The organism is Vibrio sp. S9_S30, from assembly GCF_014694455.1.
GTDB lineage: Bacteria > Pseudomonadota > Gammaproteobacteria > Enterobacterales > Vibrionaceae > Vibrio.
Map to the genome: position 1 here is coordinate 48,903 of NZ_JAAUWT010000003.1, position 16,584 is coordinate 65,486.

General features: G+C 47.8%; 19 protein-coding genes. 10 read left to right on the top strand and 9 right to left on the bottom strand.

Features of this window, described 5'->3' with window-relative positions; genetic code table 11:
- From agaV to HC752_RS04330, 7 genes are all read left to right on the top strand, one after another.
- Positions 1-480: a PTS N-acetylgalactosamine transporter subunit IIB gene (agaV, locus tag HC752_RS04300; protein WP_190333897.1), complete on the top strand. Its 480-nt coding sequence runs from the start codon at positions 1-3 to the stop codon at positions 478-480.
- A 50-nt stretch (positions 481-530) separates the two neighbouring features.
- Positions 531-1,307 carry a PTS N-acetylgalactosamine transporter subunit IIC gene (gene agaW / locus HC752_RS04305; protein WP_190333898.1) on the top strand — a complete coding sequence of 259 codons (777 nt, stop codon included), beginning with the start codon at positions 531-533 and terminating at the stop codon, positions 1,305-1,307.
- Positions 1,297-2,181 carry a PTS N-acetylgalactosamine transporter subunit IID gene (agaE, locus tag HC752_RS04310; RefSeq protein WP_190333899.1) on the top strand — a complete coding sequence of 295 codons (885 nt, stop codon included), beginning with the start codon at positions 1,297-1,299 and terminating at the stop codon, positions 2,179-2,181. Before agaW ends, agaE begins: the two co-directional genes overlap by 11 nt.
- Positions 2,182-2,346: 165 nt before the next feature.
- Entirely contained in the window at positions 2,347-2,787 is a 441-nt protein-coding gene (gene agaF / locus HC752_RS04315; protein ID WP_190333900.1) for a PTS galactosamine/N-acetylgalactosamine transporter subunit IIA, read from the top strand.
- A complete protein-coding gene (gene nagA, locus HC752_RS04320; RefSeq protein WP_190333901.1) occupies positions 2,777-4,006 on the top strand; it encodes an N-acetylglucosamine-6-phosphate deacetylase in 1,230 nt (409 codons plus the stop codon). Before agaF ends, nagA begins: the two co-directional genes overlap by 11 nt.
- Before the next feature lie 8 nt (positions 4,007-4,014).
- Complete coding sequence (locus HC752_RS04325; RefSeq protein ID WP_190333902.1) at positions 4,015-4,869, top strand: tagatose bisphosphate family class II aldolase; 855 nt, start codon at positions 4,015-4,017, stop codon at positions 4,867-4,869.
- Positions 4,870-5,255: 386 nt separating this feature from the next.
- Complete coding sequence (locus HC752_RS04330) at positions 5,256-6,923, top strand: metallophosphoesterase (RefSeq protein WP_190333903.1); 1,668 nt, start codon at positions 5,256-5,258, stop codon at positions 6,921-6,923.
- Positions 6,924-6,992: 69 nt separating this feature from the next.
- Here HC752_RS04330 and cobD read toward each other — a convergent pair whose 3' ends face one another.
- From cobD to HC752_RS04350, 4 genes are all read right to left on the bottom strand, one after another.
- Positions 6,993-8,042 carry a threonine-phosphate decarboxylase CobD gene (cobD, locus tag HC752_RS04335; RefSeq protein WP_190333904.1) on the bottom strand — a complete coding sequence of 350 codons (1,050 nt, stop codon included), beginning with the start codon at positions 8,040-8,042 and terminating at the stop codon, positions 6,993-6,995.
- Positions 8,039-9,031, bottom strand: coding sequence for an adenosylcobinamide-phosphate synthase CbiB (gene cbiB, locus HC752_RS04340; protein WP_202987881.1), 993 nt, complete (start codon positions 9,029-9,031; stop codon positions 8,039-8,041). Before cbiB ends, cobD begins: the two co-directional genes overlap by 4 nt.
- A complete protein-coding gene (locus HC752_RS04345) occupies positions 9,031-9,570 on the bottom strand; it encodes a histidine phosphatase family protein (protein WP_190333905.1) in 540 nt (179 codons plus the stop codon). The genes cbiB and HC752_RS04345 overlap by 1 nt, the downstream gene beginning before the upstream one ends.
- Before the next feature lie 69 nt (positions 9,571-9,639).
- On the bottom strand, positions 9,640-10,323 hold the full coding sequence (locus tag HC752_RS04350; protein ID WP_190333906.1) for an ArsR/SmtB family transcription factor: 684 nt from the start codon (positions 10,321-10,323) through the stop codon (positions 9,640-9,642).
- A gap of 88 nt (positions 10,324-10,411) precedes the next feature.
- Between HC752_RS04350 and HC752_RS04355 the strand changes: the two genes are divergently transcribed.
- Complete coding sequence (locus HC752_RS04355; protein ID WP_190333907.1) at positions 10,412-10,759, top strand: NIPSNAP family protein; 348 nt, start codon at positions 10,412-10,414, stop codon at positions 10,757-10,759.
- A complete protein-coding gene (locus HC752_RS04360; RefSeq protein WP_190333908.1) occupies positions 10,756-11,082 on the top strand; it encodes an antibiotic biosynthesis monooxygenase family protein in 327 nt (108 codons plus the stop codon). The genes HC752_RS04355 and HC752_RS04360 overlap by 4 nt, the downstream gene beginning before the upstream one ends.
- Positions 11,083-11,107: 25 nt before the next feature.
- Here the strand turns inward: HC752_RS04360 and HC752_RS04365 are convergent, their stop codons facing one another.
- Entirely contained in the window at positions 11,108-11,800 is a 693-nt protein-coding gene (locus HC752_RS04365) for a class I SAM-dependent methyltransferase (protein ID WP_190333909.1), read from the bottom strand.
- Positions 11,801-12,057: 257 nt separating this feature from the next.
- On the opposite strand from HC752_RS04365, the gene HC752_RS04370 reads away from it, so the two are divergent.
- A complete protein-coding gene (locus HC752_RS04370) occupies positions 12,058-13,380 on the top strand; it encodes a D-serine ammonia-lyase (RefSeq protein WP_190333910.1) in 1,323 nt (440 codons plus the stop codon).
- 99 nt (positions 13,381-13,479) lie between these two features.
- On the opposite strand, the gene HC752_RS04375 is transcribed toward HC752_RS04370, so the two are convergent.
- Genes HC752_RS04375 through HC752_RS04390 form a run of 4 tightly spaced genes read right to left on the bottom strand, consistent with a single transcriptional unit; the run spans position 13,480 to position 16,581 of the window.
- Positions 13,480-14,868: a pilus assembly protein TadG-related protein gene (locus HC752_RS04375; protein WP_190333911.1), complete on the bottom strand. Its 1,389-nt coding sequence runs from the start codon at positions 14,866-14,868 to the stop codon at positions 13,480-13,482.
- Complete coding sequence (locus tag HC752_RS04380) at positions 14,868-15,362, bottom strand: hypothetical protein (RefSeq protein WP_190333912.1); 495 nt, start codon at positions 15,360-15,362, stop codon at positions 14,868-14,870. Before HC752_RS04380 ends, HC752_RS04375 begins: the two co-directional genes overlap by 1 nt.
- Positions 15,359-15,841 (bottom strand): TadE/TadG family type IV pilus assembly protein, encoded by a 483-nt coding sequence (locus HC752_RS04385; protein ID WP_190333913.1) that lies wholly within the window; start codon positions 15,839-15,841, stop codon positions 15,359-15,361. The genes HC752_RS04380 and HC752_RS04385 overlap by 4 nt, the downstream gene beginning before the upstream one ends.
- Positions 15,838-16,581, bottom strand: coding sequence for a tetratricopeptide repeat protein (locus tag HC752_RS04390; protein WP_190333914.1), 744 nt, complete (start codon positions 16,579-16,581; stop codon positions 15,838-15,840). The genes HC752_RS04385 and HC752_RS04390 overlap by 4 nt, the downstream gene beginning before the upstream one ends.
- Between the last annotated feature and the right edge of the window lie 3 nt (positions 16,582-16,584).

Genomic DNA, 16,584 nt, shown 5'->3' on the forward strand with positions numbered 1-16,584 from the left:
ATGCCAAATATCGTTTTAAGTCGAATTGATGAGCGTCTCGTTCATGGACAAGTAGGCGTGCAATGGGTCGGCTTTGCCGATGCCAATATTGTCGTCGTGGTCAATGACGAAGTTGCTGAAGATTCTATCCAACAAAACCTAATGGAGATGGTGCTAGCCGATGGTATCGCCATTCGATTCTGGACGGTGCAAAAGGCACTCGACACCATCCATAAAGCCGCCGACCGCCAACGTATTTTATTGGTTTGCCGCACCCCTAAAGACTTTCGCCAATTGGTGGAAGGCGGCGTCCCGATTACCAATATCAATGTTGGCAACATGCACTTTGCAGAAGGAAAAAAGCAGATAGCGAAAACGGTGTCGGTCGACGCCGAAGACATCGAAGAATTTGAAAAACTCAACGCGCTTGGAGTGAAATGCACGGTGCAAGGTGTTCCAACTGAAAGCGCAACGGATCTTTTTACGCTTATTCAGCAATAAATAAGTATTCGACAAACTATAAGTTTTACACAAAAAAAGGACAAACACTCATGGAAATAGGACTCATACAGGCATTGATGCTCGGCATCCTTGCCTTCTTTGCTGGACTTGATTTGTTCAATGGTCTCACTCACTTTCACCGGCCTGTCGTACTTGGTCCGCTCGTTGGTTTGATTCTTGGCGATGTTCAAACCGGCATTTTGGTGGGCGGGACACTCGAACTCATCTGGATGGGTTTGGCTCCGCTCGCTGGTGCTCAACCGCCTAACGTCATCATCGGAACCATCGTGGGGACTGCCTTTGCTATCTCCACCAGCGTTGAGCCCAATGTGGCCGTTGGGGTTGCTGTGCCATTTGCTGTCGCGGTTCAAATGGGGATTACCTTACTCTTTTCCGCGATGTCTGCGGTGATGTCTAAGTGTGACGGATTTGCCCGCAATGCCGACACGAAGGGCATTGAAAACGTGAACTATTTTGCACTCGGTGTACTTGGAACTTTCTATTTTCTTTGTGCCTTCTTACCCATTTACCTGGGTGCTGAACACGCTGGTGCTGTCGTCAGCACTCTTCCGAAAGAACTGATTGATGGGCTTGGGGTGGCCGGTGGAATCATGCCCGCCATTGGCTTCGCTGTCTTAATGAAAATCATGATGAAAAACGTTTACATCCCGTATTTCATTCTCGGTTTTGTGGCCGCGGCTTGGCTTGAGCTGCCTATCCTCGCAATAGCCGCCGCCGCAACCGCGATGGCGATTATCGACTTTATGCGCAAATCAGAACCCACCCCTGTTACTGCCCCCACTGAGGACCTTGAAGATGGAATCTAATGTGAACAAAGAACTTGACCTCCGCACGCAAAACACCGCTGTGCAACCCGCATCAGGCGTGGCACAGGACGAATACGAAGACAAAAAGATCGGTGCTGAGCTGACGAAAGCAGACATCAACAAAATGGCATGGCGTTCCCTTCTGCTACAAGCGTCGTTCAACTTTGAACGTATGCAAGCATCGGGTTGGTTATACGGCTTGATCCCAGCACTGAAAAAGATTCACACCAACAAAGCGGATCTTTCAAAAGCCATGCAAGGGCACATGGGCTTTTTCAACACCCACCCATTCTTAGTAACGTTTGTTATGGGCATTGTGCTGGCTATGGAACGTTCTAAACAGAACATCAACAGTATCCAAAGTACCAAGATCGCCGTTGGTGCACCGATGGGGGGGATTGGTGATGCCATGTTCTGGCTCACATTGCTGCCCATTTGTGGGGGCATCGGTGCTGATTTGGCACTGCAAGGCTCCATTATGGGTGCCGTGTTCTTTATGGTTTTGTTCAACGTTGTGCACTTTGGCTTGCGATTTGGGCTAGCGCACTACGCGTATCGCATGGGGGTGGCTGCCATCCCTATCATTAAATCCAACACCAAAAAAGTTGGGCACGCCGCCTCCATGGTTGGGATGACCGTTATCGGCGCATTGGTCGCAACATACGTTCGCTTATCGACGACAGCTGAAATTACGGCGGGTGATGCCGTGGTCAAACTGCAAGCGGATGTTATCGACAAACTCATGCCCGCCTTTTTGCCACTGCTGTACACATTAGCAATGTATGCCTTGGTAAAACGAGGCTGGAGCCCTCTAAAACTGATTGGCATCACCGTAACGCTTGGTGTGACGGGTCGCTTTATGGGCTTCTTGTAAGCACCGCTTTTTCACTGAACATTATTTTTCACGAAGCACTGTTTTTCACGAAGCACTGTTTTTCACGAAACACTGCTTTTTCAATGAACATTGTTTTTCACGAAGCACTGCTTTTCATGAAATAAAAGAGGGGCTGAATGGTCAGCCCCAAAAAAGGAATAACATATGATTGCTGTCATTTTGTCTGGTCACGGAGGGTTCGCTTCCGGTATTACTCAAGCAATTCATCAAATTATTGGTGACCAACCACAATTTAAATCTATCGATTTTCCAGAAGAAGCCACCACACCTCAGCTAGAAGAGGCGATGCGCAAAGCCATTGACGATATTGACTCGGGTGACGGCATCGTTTTCCTTACCGACCTCCTTGGCGGTACCCCATTTCGCACGGCTTCCCTGATTAGCCAAGAACGCGGTGACATCGAAGTGGTGACTGGCACAAATTTGCAGATGGTGGCTGAAATGCTGCTCGAACGAGACGAGCTAAACCTCACCGAATTTCGAGACCAAGCATTGAAATGCGCTCACCGTGGTATCACGTCCCTCGCCGCAGAAATGGCGCAAAAAGCCAACCAAACAACAGCGGTAGACGAAGATGGGATCTAATCGGCATACCAAGAGCCAGCATTCAACGAATCCGTCTTCAACATCGTGTCATGTTCAAAACATCTATCGTGCCAAACGGATCTTACACGGTCATCGGTGGCTCGATGACGCCATTATCAGCGTAGACGAGCATGGGGAAATCCGTGCCATTGAGCCGTTCGACGCTTCCTGCCACACGTCGGTGGTCGATCTTGGTCAGGTTAACCTGTTGCCGGGGCTGATTGATACGCATGTCCATGGTGCGAAGGGGTGTGACGTGATGGATGCCAACCACAACAGCCTCAATACCATGTCTGAGTTCTTTGCCACTCAAGGCGTAACCGCGTTTGTCGCAACAACGGTAACCGCACCGGTTGCTAAAATTCGGGCGGCATTAGCGCAAGTCGCACAAAGTAAAAAACAAGGGGTAGACGGCGCAGAAATCCTCGGTGCTTATCTTGAAGGGCCTTACTTCACTTCGAAGCATAAAGGGGCGCACCCAACCCAATGGTTTAGAGAGCTCTCCAACGAGGAGATCGACGATTGGATTTCTTACAGCGATAACCAACTCATCAGCTTCGCGTTAGCGCCAGAAAAGAAAGGGGCAATCGAAGCGATCCAGTATCTGCGTTCGCAAGGGATAAAGGTCATGCTTGGTCATACTGATGCCAGTTTTGACCAAGTGCAACACGCGCTTAATGCAGGGGCGAACGGGATTGTCCATTGCTATAACGGCATGCGAGGGCTGCATCATCGCGATCCGGGCGTTGTTGGGGCGGGCCTTATCCATCCTGATTGCTACGTCGAAATGATCGCTGATGGCCATCATGTTCACCCTGCTGCTATCGATGTCGCCCACCGTTGCTGTTCGTCTCGCTTAACCTTGATCACCGATGCCATGTGCGCATCTGGCATGCCAGACGGCGAGTACACATTGGGTGAATACACCGTAACAATGAAAGACGGCGTAGTTAAAACCGACTCTGGCGGCTTGGCAGGCAGCACTCTCACCCTGAATAAGGCAGTGTACAACATTCAACAGTGGCTCAAACTTCCGCTCGAAAAAGCGTGGCTAATGGCATCACTTACTCCCGCCAAATCACTTGGCATTCAAGATCAACTCGGCACTTTGGACGTCGGCAAACGCGCTTCCATGGTGGCTCTAAATTCAGATTGTTCCATTACTCACACTTGGGTTAACGGGCGTCTCGTATTCAATTCGGTTTCGACGCCCAATTAGGAGGCTTTATGTATCTAATTTCTTCTCGTGAAATGCTGAAACGCGCGCAACATGGTGGCTACGCGGTACCTGCATTCAATATTCATAATCTTGAAACGGTACAAGTGATTGTGGAAACCGCTTCTGAAATGGGCTCCCCCGTTATTTTGGCCGGCACTCCAGGCACCTACGAATACGCAGGCACCGATTACCTTGTTAGCATTTGTAAAGAGGCCGCGCACAAGCACTCCATGCCGTTAGTCATGCACTTAGATCACCACGAAGATCAACAAGATATCCGCCATAAAGTGGAGCAAGGCATTCGTTCGGTCATGATTGACGGCTCTCACTTCGCATTTGAACAGAATATCGATATCGTGCAGTCTATCGTGCAGCTATGTAATCGCTATGATGCCAGTGTCGAAGCGGAACTCGGGCGACTTGGTGGTCAGGAAGACGACTTGATCGTAGACAGTGCGGATGCCCTCATGACCGATCCAGCTTTCGCGGCAGAATTTGTTCACAGAACGGGGATTGATTCACTGGCGGTTGCCATTGGTACGGCTCATGGATTATACAAAGCCGAACCGAAACTCGACTTTGACCGGCTAGAGAAAATTCGCGCGGAAGTCGATATCCCCTTGGTGCTTCATGGTGCTTCCGGCATACCAGATGACGTCGTTAAGCGCTGTATTGATTTGGGTATATGCAAAGTGAACGTGGCGACCGAATTGAAGATCGCCTTCTCTGATGCGGTTAAGCAACATTTTGCCGACAACCCGAATGCAAATGACCCTCGCAAATACATTACACCGGGCAAAGCAGCAATGAAGCAAGTCGTCATCGATAAAATTCGCATGTGCGGCAGCGAAGGAAAAATCTAAAAAAACACGCTATCAAAGCAAGTCAGCGCCATTTCTTTTTACACCCACCCCCCTATTAGGTGTTTTAAAAGGGGACTGAACCTTCAGTCCCCTCTTTTTTATCTTGATATCAGGCAACTTCTCGTTCCGAGATAACGCGACCCATTCCAATGATAACGCAGCCCATTCCGAGATAAAGCTATCAATTCCGAGATAAAGCTACCAATTCGCTCGTTACTGCAAAGAATTATACATAAAAAACTGAGTGCATATTCTCAAAAGCCTCATTGTTGTCTTGTTCTTCTGTCACTTTGCTTTCATATGTTCTTAACACCAGTGCAGTAACTCACCACTATGCTGTGCCCACACATCCCTACGCACACAATTTTACTAGAGGAAACAAAACGATGCCTATCAAATATTGGCTCATGCTTGTCGCAGTGCTTGCCTTGACAGCGTGTAAAGACAATGAAGACATGTTCTTCGACTATGGTTCAGAATGGCGCTACTTGGATAGCGGGTATGAACCCTCATTAGAGTGGAACCAACCAAGCTATGACGACGCCGATTGGAAACAGGGCAAAGGCATATTTTCGTACGGCTACGAGCACCCAGTGGAAGGCAATACCGCCCTCACAGACTACAAAACCATGAGCTTCCCAGAGGCGACGCCAAGCGCTTATTACTTTCGGAAATCCATCAACGTAAACAACCTTCTTATCCTAAAAGATGTGTACCTAAAAATGCGGGTCGATGATGCCGCCGTTGTTTGGGTGAACGGTATTGAAATAGCACGCTCGCCCCTTTTGAAACGCGATCAAGCGCTCACCAATACCACGTCTCCGATGAATTACTCAAAATACGCCGAAGAAGCAGAAAACACCTTTGTTTTGCCAGCCAGCGCTTTCTTGAAAGGCGAGAACGTCATCGCTGTCGCGGTTTACAATCAGGTCAACCATTCAACGAACGATGTCCAATTCAATGCGTCGTTAAATAAAGAACTGAACTACCAAGGCGAACCAGACGGTCCTTACGTTACTCAGCTTCCAAATGGATCCATTCGCGTTGAAGCAGTCAATGCATCGGGAGTCACGAAACGCACCTATAACCAAGCGCCGGATGAAGGGATTACCGTCAATCTACCTGGTGAATTAGGCAGCTTTAACGTCCAACTTAAAGAAAACAAGACACCATCGCCCTATCAATACGCTAAGCCCGATCCGTTTTTTGTGACCTCCGATGTCGAAGGCAATATCGAGGCACTGGTCTACATGCTCGTTCAGGCAGGCATCATGGACAAGGAGTACAACTGGACCTATGGCTCTGGTCACTTGTACCACTTAGGGGATCTGTTCGACCGAGGAGCGTATGTGACGGAAAGCTTGTGGCTTTTCTATCACCTAGAAAACCAAGCGCAACGTGCTGGTGGCAATGTGCATTTCATTTTAGGCAATCACGACTTAATGAACTTTTATGGCGATTTCCGCTACGTACACCCACGTTATTTTGAAAACGCCAGTTTAATGGGCAAAACCTTTCTAGAACTTCACGCTAAAAACACCGTGCTCGGGCAATGGCTGCGTTCGAAAAACATCATGGAAAGGGCGGGTGACACGCTGTTTGTGCATGCTGGGTTTAACAACGATCTCACGGCGGCACTGAAAGACAAAACCTTACTGCTGAGCGACATCAATGACTATGGTCGTGAACACATGGAGGCCGGTTACATCCGATACGACGATCAAGGTAAACTGATAAAAGACGCGTATTACTTGCCTTCACGGCTTTACTGGGATCGCTCCGTCCCACGCGAAACGTTATCTCAAATTCAGCTAGAACAGGGGCTTGCCGAATTTGGGGCACAAGAGGTCATTATCGGGCACACCGTTTTTGACAAGCCTTCTTACCTGTACAACTATCGTGTGATTGCGGCGGATGTAGACCATAAAACCAACTACGGCTTAGAAGGAAGAATTCAAGGCTTGGAGTACATGAATGGCACATACAACCATTTCATTGCGGATAAGGTTTCTGGCATCACACGCCAACCTGTGGAACTCCTAGCACCGCGCTAACGAACCACCGGATCCCTTGCTGTACAAAGCTAACCCCTCCTCCAGCGAGGGGTTATCGTCCATCTTGGTTTACTTCAGTATCGCTCTGAGCGCCTCTTCCAATCTGCACCATTGTGCTTCGCCATAAGGCAATCCAATCCGCAAGGCATCACCTTCATCGCACAATCTGACTAAAATCCCTCTTTGGGCAAGCTGTGTATGCCGCTTTTCTGCCTCTTCGCATGCCACAGTGTGGAACAGGGTTTGCCCTTCGACCTCACAGAAAAATGCGCGGAGTAACGTTCGCATTTTTTCACCGTCTTTCAGCAACTTTTCACGGTTCTGCTGTTGCCATTGGTGATCCGATAAGGCTTGCTTCGCGACGTAGCGTGCGGGGCCAGACACCGTCCATGGCCCTAATCGAACCTGAACCCTTTTTAGCCAACTCGTGGACGCGAACAAAAAGCCCAGCCGTATTCCCGCCAACCCAAAAAACTTGCCAACGGAGCGAAAAACAAAAAGGTTACTTGGAACACCTTGTGGGTAGAGTGGCAAAACAGACTCATTAGGCGTCATATCCATAAACGCTTCATCGACCACTAAAACGCCGTGCGCTGGCAGAATGGACAGCCACGATTGAATCACGTCTGGTGCCATCTTCCCCCCTTGAGGATTGTTTGGGTTGATCACCAGTAACACATCACAATTGGCAATGGATTGCTCGTCTGGCTTGCCATCGTAAAAATGCAATTCCGCCAACCCTTTAGCCGCACATTGTTGCCACGCGTGCTGGTGCTCCTTGTAACCCACTGCGGGCAGTAAGACTCGAAGCGGTTTAGTGCTGAACGTCGGCAAAATTGGAACTTCGGTCAACACACGGTGCTCGCATAGCAGAGAGGGTAATAACTGAATCCCCGCTTGGCTGCCCGCAATCGGTAAAAGGTGAGGTGATTGGTAGTACTGCTGCGCGGCTTCGATCAACCCATCTTCGTCCTCTGGTAGGCGATTCCACACGTTTGTTGGTATATCGCTGACTGGGTAAGTGTATGGGCTCACGCCAGTGGACAGGTCCAGCCAATCTTCGACAGGAATACCAAAACGAGCAGAAAATTCCAATAGTTTGCCGCCATGATGAATCATACGTTGGCTCCTGAAAGCAGCGTGTTCCAATCCAGCATTACAAGACCGAGCAGTATGAGCACGCCACACCACAATAAGCTGGTTCGTACGACCAGTCGACAAGCTCTTGGGATGTCTTCTGGCTTTGCGAGCTCACCGGATCCCATGTGAATTTTATTATGCATTTTTCCATGATACATCGCAGGACCACCGATTCTGATGTTAAGTGAACCCGCACCCGACGTCATGACTGGACCGCCATTAGGGCTAGAACAAGCGGGAGCTTGTGCCTTCCAACATTCCATAGCCTGCTTAGTGTTACCAAGGATCGCATAACTGACAGCGGTAGCTTTTGCAGGTAGATACCCCATAACGTCGTCCGCTTTGGCGGCAATGAACCCAAAGCTGTTAAAACGGGGGTTTCTATAACCCCACATTGCGTCCAAAGTATTGGTTAACCTAAATAAAACGGCGCCTGGTGCGCCAAGCAATACAAACCAGAAAAGCGTACCAAAAACGGCATCGTTGCCATTTTCTAGTACCGATTCTATGGCTGCGGATGTGATTTGATACTCGGACATCTGCTTGGTCTCTCGGCTGACTATCCAACCAACTTTCTCTCTTGCTTCGGCAAGATCCCCCGCATTCAAAGGCTGATGAATCCAACTTGCATGATCAAGCAAACTCTTCTGGCCGATACAAAGGTAGAGAATCGCCACCTGAAAGAAAAATCCCCATAACGAAGAAGATCCACTCACCCAAGAAACAATCCAAAAAACAACGCCGACAAAGGGGAAGACAGCCAACAACCAAGCCACTAATCCTTTGATTTTGCTTTTTAAAGTATCTCTTGAGGCTGGAGTATTTATCTTTTCTTCAAGCCAATAAACGACGTTGCCAAAACCGACTAAGGGATGCCATTTTTTTGGCTCTCCGAACAAAGCATCCAACACCAGTGCACCACATACAGCTATAGCCGACATAAATACGCTGTTTAGCCACCAATCCATTAAGAAGCCTTTTTCCCTGATTCCAACTTTCCGACAATAATGTCGCCATTTTTGGGTAGCGGAACCTCTGCACCGCCGTTATACATTTGTTGCCATGTACGGATCCACTCTCCATGCCCAACCACAATCACTGGTTGATCGGATTGTTGTCGAGTCACAGTGGTGATAAACGCTTGAATTCTTGAGTGGTAACGCTCAATGGTTTCTGGCATTTTTTTGTTTTTCCGAACGAAATCAGCCCCTAATGGTTTGCCTTCTAATTCTCCAAACTCCCTTTCTCGCAATCGTTTGTCCACCACAAGGTATCCACCCAATTCATTGGCTAGTATTCTGGCGGATGATAGAGAACGACCTAAATCGCTGGTGTAGATAGGAAAAGGGTTATTAGACTGATATTTAACGATTTTTCGTGCTGAGTGACGAATTTGCTGAATGCCTTTTGGGGTCAAGCGACTGTCGCGCCACCCTTGCAAAATGCCCGATCGATTCCATTCTGTTTCACCATGACGAATTAGCGCGATGGGACGTGTACATTGCATATAAGAAAAAGCCTTAAAACAAAGGGATAGAAGGATTTACAGTGTAAAATCCCGAACGTTTAGTGAGGATCATTTTGGCTGAATTCGATATTTTTGATGAAAATGACGCAAGCCTCGCTGGGTAAATTCAATCGCTCTTGAATCCATATCGCGCAGTGCCCATTGCTTTGACAATGCATCTTCCAATATCCATTGCCCTAACCGCCCTGCAAGGTGGCTGCGTCTTTCGCTCCAATCTAGACAGGCTTTGCACAGAGGGCGTTTACTTTTCTTTTGTTCAGATACATCAAATCCGATGGTTTGGAAGTAGTCCGCGCCTTTGTCGGTAAGCGTTGCTTCGTCCACATCGCCACAAACCCAACCCTGTGCCACCAAATGATCAAACAGTTCAACCCCTAACTCTCCCGCTAGGTGGTCGTAACACACCCGCGATCTCCGGAGCCTTTCGTTTTCAGGCCCCATTTTAACGCTGTTTGAAGACAGTGAAACGGTAATATTAAGTAAGCTTTCTAAAAGCTCTGCAATATTTTGATTTTTAAGCTGAAAATATTTATGACGCCCTTGCTTTCGAACCATCAGCATGTCGCCTTCCACCAGTTTCTGTAAATGGCTGCTCGCCGTTTGCGCGGTGATGCCGGCTTCCATTGCAAGCTCGGTTGCAGTTAGGGCTTTTCCACCCATTAATGCCATGAGCATTCTTGATCGAGTTTGGTCTGCGATTAGTCCCGCCACATGGGCAATGTCCGGTTCCATGAAATGAGTCCTTTAGTTCGATGCTCATCGAAGCATGCGTTTTCGTGGTCTCTTAGACTGTAGCAAAACTCGTAAGGAGACAACAACCATGACCATCACTTGTTTTATTGAATACCGAATCGACCCATTCAAAGTGGGCCTGTTTGAACAGTATGCTGAAAATTGGAGCAAGATTATTCCAGAATGTGGCGGAGACTTATTGGGGTATTTTGTGCCACATGAGGGCACCAATTATTGTGCCTACGGGCTCATTAGTTTCCCTTCTTTAACCGAGTATAAGGTGTACAGAAAAAGGTTAAAAGAGTCGGAATCGGGGCAATCTAATTTCGCCTTTGCTAAAGACCAACGCTTTATTATTGAGGAAAAAAGAACGTTCCTTAAAGTTGTGTCGTCCACCTACAAACAAGCCCCTCGCTCTTTGGAGCGCTTTGTATGATTGCCGTGATATTTGAAGTAGAACCCAAAGCGTCGGGCAAGGAAGCGTATTTCAATATCGCAGGGCAATTGAAAGAAGATCTGAACCAGATAGAAGGGTTTATTTCTGTTGAGCGGTTTCAAAGCCTAGTGACACCCAATAAATTTTTGTCGCTTTCGTTTTGGCAGGATGAAGCCGCCGTAAAACGTTGGCGCACACTGGCAACGCATCGCGTCGCGCAGGATAAAGGCAGAACGGAACTATTTGCTCAATACCGCCTGAGAGTGGCACACGTGGTCAGGGATTACGGGATGGAAGAACGGTCGCAAGTGCCACTGGACTGAGTGTAAATGGTGTTTGAATTAAAGCTCACTCATCGCCTGACAAACCCTTTGCCAATTTTTCGGTATAAGGTTGCGCTGCAATATTGGCGGCATCTTCCCCTGCCGGCTTTCGAGCAATCATAAACATTGAATCGCCTTCGGGTTGCCATTCGTATTCAATTTGAAAACCCGCTTCAAGCAGTTTTTCGGTTAAGCTGTCTTTCGTCAGCTGGTTCACATAAGGGGCGAGATTGAGTGTTTGCATTAAACGAATAAGCAAGCGCCATGCAATATTCAGTTGCCCGATAAGCGCGGTGCTTTGCACAAAAATACCATTGGGTTTCAACAGTTCGAAGACTTGAGAAAGCACGGAATCGATGTCATCCATTAAGTGGAGTACATTCAATCCGAGCACCGCATCGAAGCTTTGCTCAGCCAAGTTAAGTTGGTCAAACGTCCCCTCTTTGAATTCTATATTGCTGACCCCTTCTTGTTCCGCTTTGGATTGTGCAATCTCTAACATGTTCGAGGAAATATCGATGGCGATAATGCTATTGACATAAGGGGAGTGTCTGATTGCCGTTGTGCCCGTGCCGCAACCAAACTCAAGAATGTTCCAATCTTGTGCAAAATAGCCTTGTGTCACCTCCAGCTTCTTCTGGTAAACCGCTTCGTCTCTTACTGGTCTTTTGGCGTATTTGGGCGCACTCTTGTCCCAAAACCCTTTGGCATCTTTCATTTCGTCGTCCTCAGTAAAAGTTTGAACTGTGAAGGTAAATATACTCAATGCGAATGCATTACGTTCTAACGTGTTTTGAACAACATTCACACATACGTGATTATTCATCATTTGTTATTTATACAAAATAAAGATTTAATAACCTGATACCCAAATGGTCTTAAGGCACTTTGCTCAGCACTTTCGTTACAGAGAATGGGCAGTCAACAAAGTATCCATCTGACAGTCTCGTTCACTACGTATGGAGTATCAACGGAATGACCCTCCCTAACCACTCAGATCTCATTCAGCAGTTCCCTTTGCTTAAAAAACTCATCTCACTTGACGAAGTGTGTTGGTTCAACCCTAACGTCACCAGCCTAGAAGAGGGCTTACCCTATGTCGGCTTGGGCTTAAGCGATATTCAGCAAGCAAGCAGCCGATTAAACAGGTTTGCCCCTTACATTAGCGAGGTGTTCCCTGAAACGACAATCACCCAAGGCATCATTGAATCTGAGCTGGTCGGCATTCCAAACATGCACAAAAAAATAGAGCAGCTATACGACACAACCATGGCGGGGCGATTGATGCTGAAAAAAGACAGCCACTTGCCCATTTCAGGTTCCATCAAAGCGCGTGGTGGTATCTATGAAGTACTCACTCATGCTGAAAAGTTAGCGAGAGAAGCGGGCATGCTTTTAGAAACAGACGATTACCGAATACTGAACTCCGACGCATTCAGGGCGTTTTTCGGCCAGCACAAAATCGCGGTGGGCTCGACAGGAAACCTTGGCTTATCCATTGGCATCATGAGCGCCAAACTTGGATTTTCCGTGTCGGTGCATATGTCAGCCGATGCGCGCCAGTGGAAAAAAGACACGCTTCGAAGCCATGGTGTCAACGTTGTGGAATACCAACAAGATTACGGAGTGGCTGTCGAGCAAGGGCGTAAGGAAGCGGAAAAAGATCCTCAGTGCTTTTTTATCGACGATGAAAATTCACAAACGCTTTTCTTAGGCTATGCCGTCGCAGGGGAAAGGTTAAAACGGCAGTTCGAACAACACAACATCACCGTCGATGAAGATCATCCGTTATTTGTGTATTTACCGTGTGGAGTGGGTGGTGGACCGGGAGGCGTCGCATTTGGTTTAAAAATGGCGTTTGGCGACCACGTGCACTGCCTATTCGCAGAGCCAACCCATTCACCGTGCATGATGTTGGGTGTTCACACAGGCTTGCATGATCACATATGCGTACAAGATTTGGGGATAGACAACATAACCGCCGCCGATGGTTTGGCGGTAGGCAGAGCTTCTGGCTTTGTTGGCAAAGCGATGGAACGCTTGATCGATGGGTATTACACGCTATCGGATGAACACATGTACCGCTTGCTTCGAGAGCTTTCTTTAGCCGAGGATATTCAGCTTGAACCCTCGGCGTTAGCGGGCATGGTCGGTCCATTTCATGTTTGCACAAACCCTCACTATTTAGAAAAGTCTGGTATCGATAACGCCAAATTGGACAACGCCACTCACCTTGTGTGGGCGACGGGTGGAAGCATGGTGCCACGCGATGAAATGGAAAAGTACTTAACCACTTGATATATCAAGGCAACACTTCCTTCTTGCTATACCCGATACTCCCTCTTGTTATACCCAATACTCCCTCTTGTTATACAACAATAATAAGAGGGAGTGTCGTTATTTGGTGAGCGTCACCGTATTGATATTATTGGCAATCTTCCGTAGAACCGTGGCGATGCTTCTCGCGCTTGCTTTGTAATAATTCCCAGGGGTCGCGCATGCCTTAACGGCAGCGGAGGTGTTTTCGAAGTCAATGGAATAAATCTCTACCCCCCTGCGCTTCAGCTCTCGGCAGATGAGTACTTGCTTTCTATCCCGAATCATTGGGTCGATAAAATGGTTACCGTCTGAAAAGAGGACGACCACTTTTCTATTGCTTGCATCATTGTATTCACGAGGAATGCGCGGCAATCGATCGTTCCATAAGCCTTGCCACCTTGGCGACAATACCCGCCACGCCCAAAGCATTCCCTCTGCATTATTGGTGCTCATTTCCCATTGCAGATTATCCACCGATTGAATGAACTCTTTGTATGTTCTCATGAGTGGGTGCAATTGAGACATACCGCAATCTGCATCATCAAAAATGCCAAGGTTGGTGCGTACTTTATCAAGATAAGGGTTTCGGTTCCCAAGAGGATAAAATTTCGTCAGGGGCGTACCATCGGAATACTGATCAACCAGAGGCTCAGAATGAGAGGTATACAGGTTCAATTGATCACTCAATCTCGTTGGCGGGCGCTCCAATGAACGTACCCAATGCCCCGACACATCTGAAGGCGCATTGATCCCGTCGACATGTTCTGGAAGTTGTGCGCAAAACGCATCTCGGTTTCTACCCGGCAGCGCTTCTTCTAGTAAATCTCGCCACCCTTGTTCACGTGCAATCTTAACCATCGAGCGCGGAATTCGGGTTGTTGAATAATGGAAAAATTCGGGATAAGGGCCAATGTTAACGAACCCTGTCGCCGGAACAACGCTGACGATCCGGTTGTTATTTCTCCGCTCTCTTGAATAGAAAATCTTCGCGAATGCGTAGAGACCCTTTTTGGTTTGGGCCATCGCTTGCCCAGCCATAGAAGCCGACACATCCACCATAATGGCCACTTCAACAGAGTGATCATTCGTGCTAGCTTCTGCGTCCGTCGATACCGATAGCTCGGGTAATACTTCGTCAAATCCTAATAGAGGCATCGCATTGTCCAGAGACGCTTCTATTTTTATTGCACTAACGCTTTGGGTACGCAGCCAACCAAACGACTCTTGCGTAATGCCATTGCGATCATCGTCTCCCAAGTTTCCTCGCATGATCTCTTGGGTGTCACCCTGAGGGGTACTGGAGTCGGCGGCGGAAAGTATGGCAGCATCGGCAATGGCAGAGAGCCGGCTGGATGCCGTATTTAGACGTATGGTTTCCACCACCACCGCAAGAAACGTCAGCATCCCCACAAGCACTAATGCGAACAGAGGGGAAAAGGCGCCAAGCTGCTTTTGTTGTTGAGCCACTATCTCACCTCCTGAACAAAATGGGATTGAAACCGTTCCTCTGGCCAAAGTCGCCAAATGAGGTTCGTGTTGGTGTCGCGGACTTCATAACAAAGTGTCACTCGGATCAGTGTGCCCGTTGCTAAATTGGGCCAATTCGCCGTAGCACGGCACACCCCAGTTCCGAACAACGTTTCCCTTTTGTTGTTCGCTCGGTCAAACGTTTCAATTTGGACGCTGGCTTCTCCAGCAACCCGTTTGCCCAGTTCGTTATCGACAAACCTTTGGTAGAGATGAAATTGTTCAATCTCTGCCTGAGAATCCAACGTTTTACTGCTGCTCACCATCTGTAAAATGTTGTAGTTCAAGTCCGTTATTTTCTGCTCTAAACGGAGGATTCTCAGTAAATCGGCGGTCGATAGTATAAGGATCAGTAAAGCCGGTAAAATACATAAAAACTCAATACTGACACTGCCTTTATGCACCCCTTTACTTTTTTTAAAATACGCACTCAATTTAGTATCAACTCCGGATTGAGTATCAAAATACTGCTGTAAGTAAACTCTTCATCGATGAACCACGCTAAAGGCGACAAGGTGAAGCGCACGTTGATCGTGGCTTCTATACGAAATACCGGTGCCGTTGGGCGTCTAAACTCTTCCTCTATTTCGTCTTCCACTGTCTCGGCATTCAGCATATCTTGTAAGGAATCGAAACGGCGTGAACTCACCTCTGACAGTTCGATAAGCCCTTCACTTCTCTCTTTTATTTCTCGGGTCACAACCCCCAAGGTGAGGTTGCGATCCAACCAGTTTTCCGTAATGAGCGCTCGCAGTGTTCCCCTCATCGCCGAATCCAGCATGGAGTACTGCCAATGCATTTTGGCAATATCAAAGAAGATGAGAATAAGCGTTAAAAATAATGGGAATAACACGACAAATTCGAGGCTTGCAATGCCTTTTTGCCGACGCTCCTTTGCCCAGTTCAGGCTCATGGAATGGATCGCCTTTTTAACTTGGCGATATCCTTATCGACTTGATTCTTGGTCATGTGTCTCGCAAGAATGTTACGAGCTTCTTCTTCTCGATTCTCGGCAAGCAAAATGAGGGCAAAGTTCATTTCAACTCTGGGGCTTAGGTTCTTGTAACTCAGTAATGGCGTGAAAACTTCACGTGCTTTTTCTGTCTCTCCATTGGTTAACCAAGCCAGTGAAAGATTAGAACGATACGTTGCATTGTCTGGCTCGATCTGTGTCGCTTTTTCAAAATGCCCCACGCCCTCTTTAAACTGCCGCTGGCTGACCAATGCCGCCCCTAAACCGTTGTGTAAAGCGCCCTCAATAGAAGGTTTTGATTGCTCACCTAAATTGGACAAGCCAGATCGATAGGCTTTTTCACCTTCTACGTAATCCCCCCCCTTCAAATGGTATTTCCCAAGGTAGAGTGCGGCCTCTGAAGAAGCGCGTTCATAAGCCATTTTCTGAAGGCGCGCAATGGCAGCCTGCTTTTTGTCCTGCAAGTACAGAGATCTTGCTAACATCACCTGATAATGCGCATCGTCGGGCTGTTCTTCCGTAAGCAATACGTAAAAATGCTCGGCTCGGTCGTACTGCGAGTAGTTAAACGCGGCTTCCGCCATGGCTTGGTAATTATGACTTTTCTTCTCTTCGGCATGATCGCGAGTACTTGTACATGCAGTAAGAAGCACCACCATTATTCCTAACAGTAAACGCATAGA

Excerpts from the sequence above, each read along its gene's own strand:
- agaW (WP_190333898.1), top strand. The coding sequence starts at position 531 with ATGGAAATAGGACTCATACAGGCATTGATGCTCGGCATCCTTGCCTTC.
- HC752_RS04360 (WP_190333908.1), top strand. The coding sequence starts at position 10,756 with ATGATTGCCGTGATATTTGAAGTAGAACCCAAAGCGTCGGGCAAGGAA.
- HC752_RS04365 (WP_190333909.1), bottom strand. The coding sequence starts at position 11,800 with ATGAAAGATGCCAAAGGGTTTTGGGACAAGAGTGCGCCCAAATACGCC.
- agaV (WP_190333897.1), top strand. The coding sequence starts at position 1 with ATGCCAAATATCGTTTTAAGTCGAATTGATGAGCGTCTCGTTCATGGA.
- cbiB (WP_202987881.1), bottom strand. The coding sequence starts at position 9,031 with ATGGATTGGTGGCTAAACAGCGTATTTATGTCGGCTATAGCTGTATGT.
- HC752_RS04390 (WP_190333914.1), bottom strand. The coding sequence starts at position 16,581 with ATGCGTTTACTGTTAGGAATAATGGTGGTGCTTCTTACTGCATGTACA.
- agaF (WP_190333900.1), top strand. The coding sequence starts at position 2,347 with ATGATTGCTGTCATTTTGTCTGGTCACGGAGGGTTCGCTTCCGGTATT.
- HC752_RS04355 (WP_190333907.1), top strand. The coding sequence starts at position 10,412 with ATGACCATCACTTGTTTTATTGAATACCGAATCGACCCATTCAAAGTG.
- HC752_RS04330 (WP_190333903.1), top strand. The coding sequence starts at position 5,256 with ATGCCTATCAAATATTGGCTCATGCTTGTCGCAGTGCTTGCCTTGACA.
- nagA (WP_190333901.1), top strand. The coding sequence starts at position 2,777 with ATGGGATCTAATCGGCATACCAAGAGCCAGCATTCAACGAATCCGTCT.
- HC752_RS04350 (WP_190333906.1), bottom strand. The coding sequence starts at position 10,323 with ATGGAACCGGACATTGCCCATGTGGCGGGACTAATCGCAGACCAAACT.
- cobD (WP_190333904.1), bottom strand. The coding sequence starts at position 8,042 with ATGATTCATCATGGCGGCAAACTATTGGAATTTTCTGCTCGTTTTGGT.
- HC752_RS04385 (WP_190333913.1), bottom strand. The coding sequence starts at position 15,841 with ATGAGCCTGAACTGGGCAAAGGAGCGTCGGCAAAAAGGCATTGCAAGC.
- HC752_RS04345 (WP_190333905.1), bottom strand. The coding sequence starts at position 9,570 with ATGCAATGTACACGTCCCATCGCGCTAATTCGTCATGGTGAAACAGAA.
- HC752_RS04370 (WP_190333910.1), top strand. The coding sequence starts at position 12,058 with ATGACCCTCCCTAACCACTCAGATCTCATTCAGCAGTTCCCTTTGCTT.
- agaE (WP_190333899.1), top strand. The coding sequence starts at position 1,297 with ATGGAATCTAATGTGAACAAAGAACTTGACCTCCGCACGCAAAACACC.
- HC752_RS04325 (WP_190333902.1), top strand. The coding sequence starts at position 4,015 with ATGTATCTAATTTCTTCTCGTGAAATGCTGAAACGCGCGCAACATGGT.